A 13,176-nucleotide genomic window follows, 5' to 3' on the forward strand; every position below is an offset into this window, starting at 1 on the left:
TACAGTCACGACTGCCAGGATCGGCAGTGATCCGACTCGCCTGAGGGATCCCTGGGTGCCCATCGACGGGACAGGACGGATTACCGTGCAGCCACCGGATATCCCCGGACCGGATGTGAACCGAAGGGAAGTGCGGGCATGAAGGTGTGTGTCGTGGGAACCGGCTACGTGGGTCTCACCACCGGCGTCAGCCTGGCGTTTCTCGGCCACGACGTGACCTGCGTGGACCTGGATCAGGCGAAGGTCGACCTGCTCAGCGGGGGTCGCTCGCCGATCTTCGAGCCGCACATGGACGCGCTGCTGTCCGACTCGGCCGAACGGATGACCTTCACCACCGACTACAGCGTGGCGGTCCCCGGCGCGGACGTGGTGTTCATCGCGGTGCAGACCCCGTCGCTGCCGGACGGTAACCCGGACCTGACCTATCTGCGCTCGGCCGCGGAGAGCGTCGGGCGGCACATCGGCGGCGAGTTCACCGTCGTGGTCAACAAGTCGACCGTGCCGATCGGCAGCAGCAACTGGGTCGACTCGATCCTGCGGGAGTCCTTCGAGCGCACCCACGAGCGGCGCACCGACGGCGAGTTCTCGGTCGCCTCGAACCCGGAATTCCTGCGCCAGGGCGCGGCGATCCGGGACACGCTCTACCCGGACCGGATCGTGGTCGGCTCGGACAACCCGCGCAGCCTCGACGTGCTCAACCGGCTCTACCGGATCATCGTCAACCAGACGTTCACCCCGCCGACGTATCTGCCCCGCCCGGCGGAGCTCGGCGCGGTGCCGATGGTCTCGACCGACCTGGCCTCGGCCGAGCTGATCAAGTACGCCGCCAACGCGTTCCTGGCTCTCAAGATCAGTTTCGCGAACGAGATCGGGCAGCTCGCCGGCCGGGTCGGCGCGGACATCTCCCAGGTCACCCGGGGGATCGGGCTGGACACCCGGATCGGGCCGCGCTTCCTGCAGCCGGGCATCGGGTGGGGCGGCTCCTGCTTCGGCAAGGACACCGCCGCGCTGATCGCCACCGGCGCCGAATACCACCACGCCATGCCGATCGTCACCGCCGCCCGCGAGGTCAACCAGCTGCAGCGCCGGCTGGTCGTCGACCGGCTGCTGAGCGAGCTGCGCATCCTCAAGGGCCGCAAGATCGGGCTGCTCGGGCTCGCGTTCAAGCCGGACACCGACGACCTGCGCGACGCGCCGGCGCTGGACATCGCCCGGATGCTGATCGACCGGGGTGCCCGGCTCCGGGTGCACGACCCGGTCGCCGCCGAGCGGTTCAGCCGCGAGCAGCCGGAGCTGGCGCCCTTCCTGGCCGGCTCGGTCGAGGAGGTGTTCGACGACAGCGACGCGGTCGTGCTGGTCACCGAGTGGTCCGAATACCTTGATCTGGACTGGGCGAAGCTCGCCTCGCTGATGCGGACCCCGGTGCTCCTGGACGGGCGGCACTGCCTGGACCCGGAGCGCCTCGCCAAGCTCGGCTACCGCTACCTCTCACTCACCGGCCGCTGACCCCAGCGCGCCAGGCCTCGACCAGGGCGGGATCCACGGGGGCGTCCCAGCGCCCGCCCGGGCGCACCGCGCTGCCGGTGTGGAAGGCGTCCACCCCGGCGGCCAGCAGCGGCGCGAGGTGCCGCCGGCGCAGGCCGCCGCCGGCCAGCACCCGCGGTGCCGACGCCGCTTCGGCGGTCAGCGTCGCCAGGCCCTGCTCGACGCCGGCCGGACCGCCGGCGGTGAGCACGCCGTCCAGCCCGGGCAGGCCGGCGAGGGCCCGGCGGGCGGCGGGCCGGTCGGCGGCGTGGTCCAGCGCGCGGTGGAACGTCCACCGGCAGCCCTCGATCGCGCCGAGCACCGCCTTGACCGCGACCAGGTCGACCGCGGCCCGCTCGTCCAGGAAGCCCAGGACGAACTCGTCGGCACCGGCGGCGCGCAGGGCGGCCGCCGCCTCGACGAGGGCGCCGGCGTCGCTCAGCCCGTACCCGTCCTCGGCGCGCAGCATGACCCGGACCGGAATGTCGACCGCCGCCCGGACCGCCGCGAAGGTCGCGACCGCCGGGGTGAGGCCCTGTCGGCGCATGTCGGCGACCAGCTCGACCCGGTCGGCGCCGCCGTCGCGCGCCGCGCGGGCGTCCGCGGCGTCCAGCGCGATCACTTCCAAGATCGATTCAGGCACAGCGGCATCGTCGCACATCCATCTGAACCGCCCGTTGCGGCGGCGCGGGAAGCGGTGCCCCAACGGGCTGAACATCGAGGTTCTTCCATTTGGACCTTGACGCCATCTGAGCAGTCTTGTTGAACTGTGTTTACTACTGGGTGGTCCCACCAAGCGCTTGCCGCGTAGTCCGTCCGTCGCGGCCGAGTGCCGATCGGTGCTGCCCGCGTTCTTTCCCACCGAGAGGACCACGCACATGCGAACACCCCGGACAGCACGCCGGGCCCTCACCCTCGCCGCCGTCACCCTCCTGACCATCGGTACGGCCGGCGCCGCCGGTGCGGTGCCCGCCCCGGCGCCTGCCCCGGTGCCCGCTCCGGCGCTCGTGCGGGCGCCCGCTCCCGCGGCCGACGCGGCCTGGCACAAGGGCATCGCCCCGATCGCCACCCCCTGGACCGACCAGGTCGGCCCGAAGAACGCCCTGCCCGAGTACCCCCGTCCGCAACTGGTCCGCGACAAGTGGCAGAACCTCAACGGCGTCTGGGAGTTCGCCGGGGCGGCGGTCGGCCAGGCCCCGCCCGTCGGCCAGGAACTCGGCGAGCGGGTGCTGGTGCCGTACCCGATCGAGTCCGCGCTCTCCGGCATCCAGCGGCACGTGGACCGGATGTTCTACCGGCGCAGCTTCACGGTGCCGGCCGGCTGGCGGGTCGGGCAGGGGCAGCGGCTGCTGCTGCACTTCGGCGCGGTCGACTACGACGCCAAGGTGTGGGTCAACGGCACCCAGGTCGCCACCCACCGCGGCGGCTACGACGGCTTCGACGCCGACGTCACCGACGCGCTGCGCGGCACCGGGCCGCAGGAGCTGATCGTCTGGGCCGAGGATCTCACCGACGCCACCGGCCAGCCCATCGGCAAGCAGCGCCGGGTCTCCGACCGGGGGATCTTCTACCAGGGCAGCTCCGGCATCTGGCGCACGGTCTGGATGGAACCGGTCGCCGACGCCAGCATCGCGGGTCTGGCGATGACGCCGGACCTCGCGGCCTCGGCGCTCAAGCTCACGGCGGAGACCGTACGCGGCGACGGGCTGACGGTCCAGGCCGTGGCGCGCGCGGGCGGCCGGGTGGTCGGCAAGGTCACCGGTGCCGCGGGTACGGCCATGGTGGTCCCCGTTCCGAAGGCCAGGCTCTGGTCGCCGGACTCGCCGTTCCTGTACGACCTCGAGGTCACCCTGCTCAACGGCCGCAAGACCGTCGACACCGTCACGTCGTACTTCGGGATGCGCGAGGTCGGCAAGGCGCCCGGCGCCGACGGCAAGCTCCGGCTCACCCTGAACGGCAAGATCCTGTTCAACCTGGCCACCCTGGACCAGGGCTTCTGGCCGGACGGTCTGAACACCGCGCCCACCGATGCGGCGCTGAAGTTCGACCTGCGGCAGCACAAGGAGCTGGGCTTCAACGCCGTGCGCAAGCACATCAAGGTCGAGCCGGACCGCTGGTTCTACTGGGCGGACAAGCTGGGCCTGCTGGTCTGGCAGGACATGCCGGCGGCCAACACCGGGCCCATCCCCGAGCCGTGGCGCGCGCAGTTCGAGGCGGAACTGCACGAGATGGTCCGCGAGCACAGCAGCTGGACCTCGATCGTCGCCTGGGTGCCGTTCAACGAGGGCTGGGGCGAGTGGGACCGCACCGCCACCGGCCGCATCGCCGAGGACGTCAAGAAGCAGGACCCGAGCCGGCTGGTGAACGCGCACAGCGGCGTGAACTGCTGCAACTCCAAGGGCGACGCGGGTAAGGGCGACGTCATCGACTTCCACCAGTACCTCGGCCCGGCGTCACCGGCGCCCGACGCGAACCGGGTGTCGATCGACGGCGAGCACGGCGGCTATGGCCTGAAGACCTCCAACCACATGTGGTTCGGCGACGGCCAAGCGTACGAGATGGAACCCGACTCGGCCACGCTGACCAGCAAGTACGTGGACAACCAGCGTGCCGTGCTCACCTCGGCGCGGTCCTGTGGCATCAGCGCGTCCGTCTACACCCAGATCACCGACGTGGAGGGCGAGCTCAACGGCTTCTGGACCTACGACCGGCAGCAGCTGAAGATGGACCGCAAGCAGGTCCGCGCGGTGAACCGGGAGATCATCGCCGGCGCCGACGGCACTCCCGGCAACACGCCGCAGCCCGGCCCGGGCACCCCCGGGCTGACCGGCATCGCCTTCTACCCGCTGGACGGCACGACCGAGGACGCCGCCGGTGACCATGACGGCACGGCGGTCGGCGCGCCCGGCTACGTCGACGCGAAGACCGGCCAGGGCCTCAACCTGAACGGGTCGAGCCAGTTCGTCGACACCGGCGCCCCGGTGCTGAACACGGCCTCGGACTACACCGCCTCGGCGTGGGTGCGGCTCGACAAGGCCGACGGCGCCTTCCAGACGATCGTCAGCCAGGACGGGGCCAGCACCAGCGACTTCTTCCTGCAGTATTCGGGCGCCGACCAGCGCTTCGCGATGAGCTTCGCGGGCGTCCGGGCGCTGGGCCCGGCCAAGCCGGAGGCCGGCCGCTGGTATCACCTGACCGGCGTCCGGGACACCGTGCGCGGCGAGCTGCGGCTCTACGTCGACGGCGAGCTCGCCGGTCGGGTCGGTGCCTGCCTGCCGCAGGCGGCGCCGACCGGCAACACGGTGATCGGCCGCGGCAAGTACGGCGGCAACCCGGTCGACTACCTGGACGGCACCGTCGACCAGGTCCACCTCTACGACCGGGCACTGTCCGCGACGGAGATCAAGGACCTGTACGCCTCGGGCAGCTAGCAGCGAGGGGCGGGCCCTTGCCGAGGGCCCGTCCCATTGCGACATATTTCCCGTGGGTCAATGATGAACTTCGATAGATCATCGGCAGGGCTGGAGGCGCCACATGTTGTCCGCGCTCGACCGTCATCATTCCGTGGCGCCGCCCGGGTTCAGCCGGTGGCTGATCCCGCCGGCCGCGCTCTCGGTGCACCTGTGCATCGGCCAGGTGTACGCGACCAGCGTCTACAAGAACTCCTTCGCCGCGCACTTCGACGCCAGTCAGACCTCGATCGGCATCATCTTCAGCATCGCCATCGTCATGCTCGGCCTGTCCGCGGCGGTCGGCGGCACCTGGGTCGAGGCGAACGGCCCGCGCAAGGCCATGTTCGTCTCGGCCTGCTTCTGGGCGGCCGGCTTCCTGCTGGGCGCGCTCGGCATCGGTACGAAGCAGTTGTGGCTGGTCTACCTTGGCTACGGCTTCCTCGGCGGCATCGGCCTCGGCATCGGCTACATCTCGCCGGTCTCGACGCTGATCAAGTGGTTCCCGGACCGTCCCGGGCTGGCGACCGGCCTGGCCATCATGGGCTTCGGCGGCGGCGCGCTGATCGCGAGCCCGCTGTCGCGGCAACTGCTGTCGTTCTACGACTCCGGCTACGACCCGAACGTGTCCACGTCGGTCGCCGGGGGCGGCGCGCTCGTGGCGTTGTTTTTGACCCTGGGCATCGGCTACTTCGTGGTGATGATGTTCGGCGTGGTCAACGTGCGCGTGCCCGCCGCGGGCTGGGCGCCCGCGGGCTGGGACCCGGCCTCGGTCAAGGAGAAGCCGCTGGTCACCACCGCCAGCGTGTCGGCGGCCAACGCCATCCGGACCCGGTCGTTCTGGCTGCTCTGGATCGTGCTGTTCTGCAACGTCACCGCCGGCATCGGCATCCTCGAGCAGGCCAGCCCGATGATCCAGGACTTCTTCCGGGAGGCCGACGGCAAGTCGGCGGTCGCGGTGGCCTCGGCGGCGGGCTTCGTCGGGGTGCTCTCGCTGTTCAACATGGCCGGCCGGTTCGTCTGGTCGTCGACCTCGGACCTGATCGGGCGCAAGCGCATCTACCTGGTCTATCTCGGCGTCGGCATGATCCTGTACGCGCTGCTGGCCGCGGTCGGTCACACCGCCGTCGCCCTGTTCGTGCTGCTCGCCGGGGTGATCCTGTCGTTCTACGGTGGCGGCTTCGCCACGGTGCCGGCGTACCTGCGGGACCTGTTCGGCACCTATCAGGTCGGCGCGATCCATGGCCGGCTGCTGACCGCCTGGTCGGCCGCGGGCGTGGCCGGGCCGCTGATCGTCAACGGCTTCCTGGACGCGCAGGGCAAGCCGGGCACGCTCACCGCGTCGGCGTACCAGCCGGCGTTGTTCACCATGGTCGGCGTGCTGGCGGTCGGGTTCGTCGCCAACCTGCTGATGCGGCCCGTCCCGGAGCGGTTCCACGAGCCCGCGGCCGAGGAGACGAAGGAGACAGTGGCATGAAGACGTCACCGGCACGGCTGGCCCTGTCCTGGGCTCTGGTCGCGGTCCTGCTCGGCTATGGAGTGATCCAGACCGGGATCACCGCGGCGAAGCTCTTCCAGTAGGGAGCCCGGGTGGCCGTCGCCCCGCGGCGGCCACCCACCGGCCGGGCATTCGTGGAGATCAACATCGACGATCTCCGATAATTCCTGAAAAGTTTCGTGGCTATTACGTATTGATGTCATGGGAGCGCTCCCATAGTCTGGCCTCACGCGGTGGTCAGCGACAGTGGTCGATCCCCGCGCCGGAAGTTCGTTCCCCTCGGCCGCGCCTGCCCCGGGCGTTGCCCATGTCTTCCAGGAGCGCTTGCGCATGAGTCCACGTCCCCACACCATGGTGCGAGGCCTGACGGCCGCCGCCGCGATCACCCTCCTCACCGGCGCCGGCATAGCCGTCGCGGCGCAGCAGGCCAGCGCCGCGGCTGGCTGCCAGGTCACTTACTCGGTCAACCAGTGGAGCACCGGCTTCACCGGCAACGTGACCGTCACGAACCTCGGTGACCCCATCACCGGCGGCTGGAACCTGACCTGGGCCTTCGCCGGCAACCAGCGCATCACCCAGGGCTGGAGCGCCACCGTGACCCAGACCGGGCAGCAGGTCAACGCCGCCAGCCCGACCTGGGCGAACAGCCTGGCCACCAACGCGACGGCGAACTTCGGCTTCAACGCCGACTACTCCGGCACGAACGCGGCGCCGACCACGTTCTCGCTCAACGGCACGGCCTGCACCGGCAGCGTCCCGACCAACCCGCCCACGACCACGCCGACCACGCCGCCGACGACCCCGCCGACCAGCCAGCCTCCGGTGGGCAACAAGGTCGACAACCCGTACGCCGGTGCCAGGGGCTACGTGAACCCGGAGTGGAAGGCCAAGGCCGACGCCGAGCCCGGCGGCAGCCGCGTCTCCAACAACCCGACCGCCGTCTGGCTGGACCGCATCGCGGCCATCGAGGGCACCTCGGGCAGCAGCTCCAACGGTGCCATGGGGCTGGCCGACCACCTGGACGCGGCACTCGCCCAGGGCGCCGGCTACATCCAGCTGGTCATCTACAACCTGCCCGGCCGTGACTGCTCGGCGCTGGCCTCCAACGGTGAACTCGGCGTCAACGACCTGCCGCGCTACAAGAGCGAGTACATCGACCCGATCGCGGCGATCCAGGCCAACCCGAAGTACGCCGGCCTGCGGATCATCAACGTCATCGAGATCGACTCGCTGCCCAACCTGATCACCAACACCAACGTCGCGACCTGCGCCACCATGAAGTCCAACGGGGGCTACGTGCAGGGTGTCGGCTACGCGCTGAACAAGCTCGGCGCGATCGGCAACGTCTACAACTACGTCGACGCCGCGCACCACGGCTGGATCGGCTGGGACACCAACTTCGGCCCGACCGCCGACATCATGCTGCAGGCCGCCCAGGCCTCCGGCAACGTGCGCAACGTGCACGGCTTCATCACCAACACGGCGAACTACTCCGCGCTGACCGAGCCGTTCTTCACCATCAACTCGGCGCCGGGCGGCACGTCGGTGCGGCAGTCCAAGTGGGTCGACTGGAACTTCTACGTCGACGAGCTCTCGTTCGCGCAGGCGTTCCGCACCAAGCTGGTCTCGGTCGGCTTCGACTCCGGCATCGGCATGCTGATCGACACCTCCCGCAACGGCTGGGGTGGCGCCAACCGGCCCGCCGGGGCGAGCACGTCGACCAACGTGGACACCTTCGTCAACCAGTCCCGCATCGACCGCCGGATCCACGCCGGTAACTGGTGCAACCAGTCGGGCGCCGGCCTCGGCGAGCGCCCGAAGGCCGCACCGGCCTCCGGCATCGACGCCTACGTCTGGGTCAAGCCCCCGGGCGAGTCGGACGGCTCGAGCTCCCTGATCCCGAACAACGAGGGCAAGGGCTTCGACCGGATGTGCGACCCGACCTACACCGGCAACGAGCGCAACGGCAACAGCATGTCGGGCTCGCTGCCCAACGCTCCGATCTCCGGCGCGTGGTTCTCCGCTCAGTTCCGCGAGCTGATGGCCAACGCGTACCCCGCGCTCTGACCCTCTCCCACAACGGACGGCCCGGTTGTCACAACCGGGCCGTCCGGCCTTTCCACCCCCGGGCCTGCTGCCTTAGCGTGTCGGCGTGACCACCGACAAGTGGGCGAGCTGGCTGCTGCGGGACCGCGACGGCGGCTCGCCCGGCCTGCGCTCGCGGTTCGCCGTTGAGCTGGCCGGCTTCCGCGACGGCGTGCTCGACCGGGCGGCGATCGCGCCCGGCGACACGGTGCTCGACGTCGGCACCGGCACCGGGCTGGTCGGCCTCGGCGCGCTCGACCGGGTCGGACCGGCCGGCCGGGTGGTGTTCAGCGACGTCTCCGCGGCGCTGCTCGACGAGTGCCGGCGCCGGGCCGACCCGGCCCGCTCCTCCTTCGTGCGGGCCGCGGCCGACGACCTGAGCCCGATCCCGGACGCCTCGGTGGACGTCGTGACGACCCGCTCGGTGCTGATCTACGTGACCCGCAAACCGGCCGCGTTCGCCGAGCTGCACCGGGTGCTGCGCCCCGGCGGCCGGCTGTCCATCTTCGAACCGATCAACGGCTTCCCCGGGCGTACCGGCCGCGCCGGCCTGCTCGGCCTCGACCCGGCGCCGATCGCCGGCCTGGTCGCGAAGGTCCGCGCGGCCTACGCCGCGCTGGCGCCGGCGGCGGAGGTGATGCTCGACTTCGACGAGCGCGACCTGGTCCGCTGGGCGGGGGAGGCGGGCTTCACCGGGGTACGGCTGGACTACCGCGCGGAGGTCGACGTGCCGGGCCCGCCGATCGCCGACTGGGACGCCGTGCGGCGCACCGCCCCCAACCCGCTGGTGCCGACGTACGGTGAGGTGCTCGACACCGCCCTGACCCCGGCCGAGCGGGACAGCTTCGACGCCTACGTCCGGTCCCAGGCGCAGGTGCCCACCCGCCACACGTCGGCCACGGCGTACCTTGGTGCGACCCGAGCCTGATCGGAACGCCTCCCGTTAGGTAGGCTGCCAGCACCGGAATCCCGGGGCGTGGATCTCCACCGGCTCCTGCCTCCGGCTCCGATGACGACGACGCGACGGCGCTGTGACCTGCCGGGACGGGAGCGACGGATGGGTGAGATCGGCCTGCGCGCCGTGCGTGACGACGACCTGGACGCGATCTACGACCAGATGCGTGATCCCGTGGCGGTGCGGATGGCCGCGTTCACCGCCGAGGACCCCGACGACCGGGCCGCCTTCGACGCGCATTTCGTCCGCGTGCGCACCTCGCCGGACGTCCTGCTGCTGGCGATCACCATCGACGGGGAGCTCGCCGGCACGGTGGGCAGTTTCGCGGTCGGCGACGACACCGAGATCACGTACTGGCTGGACCGGGCCTGGTGGGGGCGCGGCATCGCCACCCGCGCCGTCGAACTGCTGCTCGACCTGGTGCCGGTGCGCCCGATCACGGCCCGGGCGGCCAGCGACAACGCCGGCTCGCTGGCGGTGCTGCGCAAGGTGGGCTTCCGGCCCGTCGGCAAGGAGGTCGCCTACGCGACCGGCCGCGGCGAGGAGATCGAGGAGACGGTCCTGCGGCTCGACGGGCCTTGAGCTTGGCGGGCCCTGAGCTTGGCGGGCCCTGAGCGGCATGCGTGTTCGCTGCGCCGTCTCGGCATGGGTGTTCGCTGCGCCGTCTCGGCACGCGCGTTCGCTGCGCCGTCCCGGCACGCGCGTTCGCTGCGCCGTCTCGGCCGCTGAACGAGGAGATGCCGGTGAACCGCCGTATCGGCGGGTCACCGGCATCCGGCCCCTCGGTAAGGTCAGTGCGCCAAGGTCAGTGCGCCCTCGGCAGGGTCAGCTCTTCTTGAAGAAGCGGTAGACGGCCTGGTAGGAGACGGCCGTCGTGGTGCCCGCCGTGCACGCCGTGGCCGGGGCCACGCCGCCGACCGTGGCCAGGCGCTGGATGAAGGTGACGCCGCCGAAGACACCCGGGCCGCGGGTGGTCTTCGCGGTGATCAGCAGTTGCGGGATGCTGTTCGGCGTCGTCGACGGCGCCGAGACCGGCGCGGTGCCCTCGACGAGCGAGCCGTCGTCGGGCGACTCCCAGCTCGGACCGCGGAAGTGCAGCGCCGAGGCCACCTTGACCGGGTTGAGGCTGATGCCGGCCAGCGACGCGGCCGGCTCGATCAGGGTCCACTTGGTGTCCGTGCAGCCGTAGATCTGCACGCCCTTGGCCTTGAAGACCGAGGCCAGGGTGTGGCCGGCCGGGGGGACCAGGGCGGCCGGCACCGTGCTGGGGCCGCCGAGGAAGCGGTCCGCCGCGCCGGCCGCGCTGGCCGCTGCGGTCGGCGCGGGCTGGTCGCCCGCGAAGGAGGCACCGGCGGAGACGCCGACAAGGGCAAGTGCGGCCGCGCCGACCCCGGCCGAGATACGGACAGTCTTGGTCTTCAAAGATCCTCCACAGTAGGGCGTTGCGCCCGACCCACCCTAGGGCTACGGAACGCGACGTTCTCTTAACTGCGGCCTAAGTCTTCCGCAGGTTTACCCCAGGGATTTGTGAAGGAAGATCACCCGGCGCCGGTCGGCGGCGCCGGGTGGTTTCGTCCGGGCGGTCAGTTGGCCGGGTAGAACCCGGTCGGCAGCTGGCTGCCGGCCTGCGGTTGCCGGCTTCGCATCCGCAGCCGCAGCAGGAGGCCGACGCCGAGGAAGACCAGGATCCCGCCGACGATCAGGCCCGCGCCCAGCAGGCTCGGCGTTCCGGTGTCATTGCCGGAGGCCGGCACGGCGGCGATGTCGGCGTCGGTGTCGGTGGGTTCCGGCTCGGCGTTCTCGTCGCCGTCCGCCGAATCCTCCGGCTCCGGGCTGGACTCGCTCGGCGACGGGCTGGCCTCGGGGCTCGGCGACTCCTCGGCCTCCTCGCGCTCCTCGCCCCGCACCTGGCTGCGCGAGCTGGTCTCCTGAAGCAGCGTGCGGTCGGCGTTGAAGGCCTGCGCACGGAACGTGACCTGGCCCGAACCGGCGTCGTCGTCGAAGCCGATCTGGTAGCGGGCGGTGACCGTCCGGCCGCGGCACAGCTCGCCGGGATCGAGCTGCACGTCGGTGATCCGGGCGGTATCGTTGCCGGCGTTCTCCACCTGGACCGGGAAGTCGCCGTCGTCCTCGACCCGGGCCACCTCCACCTCGTCCAGCTGCGGGCCGTCCACCTCGATGAACATCGACCAGCGCACCTTCTGGCAGCGGCTCTGCTCACTCGTGGCGACGACGGTGACCGTTCGCGCGCCGGCGCCCGCGGTGAATGTCGCGGGCAGCTCGGTGATGTCGACCTTGAAGCCCGGCACGACGGCGGATGCCCGGCCCGGCAGGACCAGGGTCGCCGCGACGACGGCCAGGATGGTGGACAACAGAGCAGCGCGATGCCGCACAGCAATCATCTCCTCACGCAAAGGCGTCAACGTGCACGCACATGAGGTAGTTCGGGGCAGCCGGGCGAAAGGTTCACCCCGAGGGAGGGATCACCCCCGGATAGCACTTTATTTTTGCCTTACGTCGACGTATCGAACTGATGTCTTCGCAGGTCAGTGCCCGTACGGGCGGGATCGCTAGCATGGTCGCGCAAACTTGGCCGCAAAGAACTTCCCGAACGTTCATCCGATCCGAGGCCGCACACGTAGATGGGGGAGGGCAGGAGACCGGCTTTCACTCACCGTGAGGAAAGGCAGCTAGCCGGTAGTCAGCCCGACGGTAACGAGCGCGGGGCATCCCCCACGAATGCCGGCGTCCCGACCGCCCAGGACGGACGCCTCACCGCTGCGGAGAACGAGGAGTTATGGCCCGGACGAAGATGAACCAGCGATCCGCCAGTCGTGTGGACGTCCCGATGAGCGCTACCGGAGGCCGGACGCCGCCGTCGATGATCTCTTTCGCGGTGCTCGGCCTGTCGGTCCTCGCCGCGATCTGGGCCGCGATGATGCTGACCCCCGGCGGCCAGGTGGCGTACGTCTACGTCTTCACGTACACCGAGTTCTACGTCGGTGTCGTCACGCTGGTGTCGCTGTCGATCACGATCATGGTGGGACTGGTCGCCACCGACCGGCTGGTCCTGTCGATCCGCCAGCGGGTCCTGCTGCAGTCCACGCACCGCACGACCGGCGTCATCGCGGTCGTCGCCCTCTTCTTCCACGTCTGGACGAAGGTGGCGGTCAGCAAGATCGGCGTCATTGACGTGTTCGTGCCGTTCCTGGCGCCGTACAAGACGATGCTCATCGGCTTCGGCACCCTGTCCGGTTACATCATGGTGATGGTCATGTGGACCGGTATCGCCCGATCCCGGTTCATCGGCAAGGGCAAGCCCTGGATGTGGCGCGGCATCCACGCCGTCTCGTACCTGATGTGGCCGATCGCGCTGCTGCACGGCCTCGGCGCCGGCCGCCAGGCCAGCTCCTGGGTCATCGTCTCCTACGTCGTCTGCATCCTGGCCGTGCTGGTCGGCCTGGCCGTCCGCCTCTCCGTGCGGCTGAACCGCCGCAAGGACTTCGCGTCGCAGGCCGGCACCGGCACCGGCAAGATCCAGCCGGTCGGCAAGCTGGTGCCGACCGCCGCCGCCAGCCCCAAGGGGCCGGGGCAAGAGCCGCCGCGACGACGCGGTCGTCGCCGACCGGGGCAGCGCGCCCGCCGCCGCCGTGCAGACCTGGGCG

General features: G+C 70.7%; 9 protein-coding genes and 1 pseudogene. 7 read left to right on the forward strand and 3 right to left on the reverse strand.

The genetic code is table 11. The features are described 5' to 3' along the window. Positions 1 to 138: 138 nt before the first annotated feature. Positions 139 to 1,506, forward strand: a complete 1,368-nt coding sequence (locus tag DMB66_RS46660; RefSeq protein ID WP_125810546.1) for a UDP-glucose/GDP-mannose dehydrogenase family protein — start codon at positions 139 to 141, stop codon at positions 1,504 to 1,506. Here the strand turns inward: DMB66_RS46660 and DMB66_RS46665 are convergent. After that, a complete protein-coding gene (locus tag DMB66_RS46665; RefSeq protein ID WP_233625332.1) occupies positions 1,493 to 2,167 on the reverse strand; it encodes a copper homeostasis protein CutC in 675 nt (224 codons plus the stop codon). The two genes, DMB66_RS46660 and DMB66_RS46665, sit on opposite strands and share 14 nt — an antisense overlap. Positions 2,168 to 2,402: 235 nt before the next feature. Here DMB66_RS46665 and DMB66_RS46670 point away from each other — a divergent pair, with 235 nt between their 5' ends. The 5 genes from DMB66_RS46670 to DMB66_RS46690 all read left to right on the forward strand — a co-directional run bounded on the left by DMB66_RS46670 (position 2,403) and on the right by DMB66_RS46690 (position 10,093). Further along, positions 2,403 to 4,955 carry a LamG-like jellyroll fold domain-containing protein gene (locus DMB66_RS46670; RefSeq protein WP_125810547.1) on the forward strand — a complete coding sequence of 851 codons (2,553 nt, stop codon included), beginning with the start codon at positions 2,403 to 2,405 and terminating at the stop codon, positions 4,953 to 4,955. Positions 4,956 to 5,058: 103 nt separating this feature from the next. Next, positions 5,059 to 6,450, forward strand: a complete 1,392-nt coding sequence (locus DMB66_RS46675) for an OFA family MFS transporter (RefSeq protein ID WP_125810548.1) — start codon at positions 5,059 to 5,061, stop codon at positions 6,448 to 6,450. A 351-nt stretch (positions 6,451 to 6,801) separates the two neighbouring features. After that, entirely contained in the window at positions 6,802 to 8,538 is a 1,737-nt protein-coding gene (locus tag DMB66_RS46680) for a glycoside hydrolase family 6 protein (protein ID WP_125810549.1), read from the forward strand. Positions 8,539 to 8,623: 85 nt separating this feature from the next. Beyond that, on the forward strand, positions 8,624 to 9,484 hold the full coding sequence (locus DMB66_RS46685) for a methyltransferase domain-containing protein (RefSeq protein WP_125810550.1): 861 nt from the start codon (positions 8,624 to 8,626) through the stop codon (positions 9,482 to 9,484). A 129-nt stretch (positions 9,485 to 9,613) separates the two neighbouring features. Continuing rightward, positions 9,614 to 10,093 carry a GNAT family N-acetyltransferase gene (locus tag DMB66_RS46690; protein ID WP_125810551.1) on the forward strand — a complete coding sequence of 160 codons (480 nt, stop codon included), beginning with the start codon at positions 9,614 to 9,616 and terminating at the stop codon, positions 10,091 to 10,093. Between the two features lie 243 nt (positions 10,094 to 10,336). On the opposite strand, the gene DMB66_RS46695 is transcribed toward DMB66_RS46690, so the two are convergent. Together DMB66_RS46695 and DMB66_RS46700 are read right to left on the reverse strand one after the other, a co-directional pair. Beyond that, a complete protein-coding gene (locus tag DMB66_RS46695) occupies positions 10,337 to 10,933 on the reverse strand; it encodes a DUF3455 domain-containing protein (RefSeq protein WP_125810552.1) in 597 nt (198 codons plus the stop codon). Positions 10,934 to 11,094: 161 nt separating this feature from the next. Further along, entirely contained in the window at positions 11,095 to 11,904 is an 810-nt protein-coding gene (locus DMB66_RS46700) for a hypothetical protein (protein ID WP_125810553.1), read from the reverse strand. Positions 11,905 to 12,392: 488 nt separating this feature from the next. Between DMB66_RS46700 and DMB66_RS46705 the strand changes: the two are divergent. After that, a pseudogene (locus DMB66_RS46705) lies at positions 12,393 to 13,176 on the forward strand (translation initiation factor III); the annotation flags it as partial.

The organism is Actinoplanes sp. ATCC 53533 (assembly GCF_003947245.1).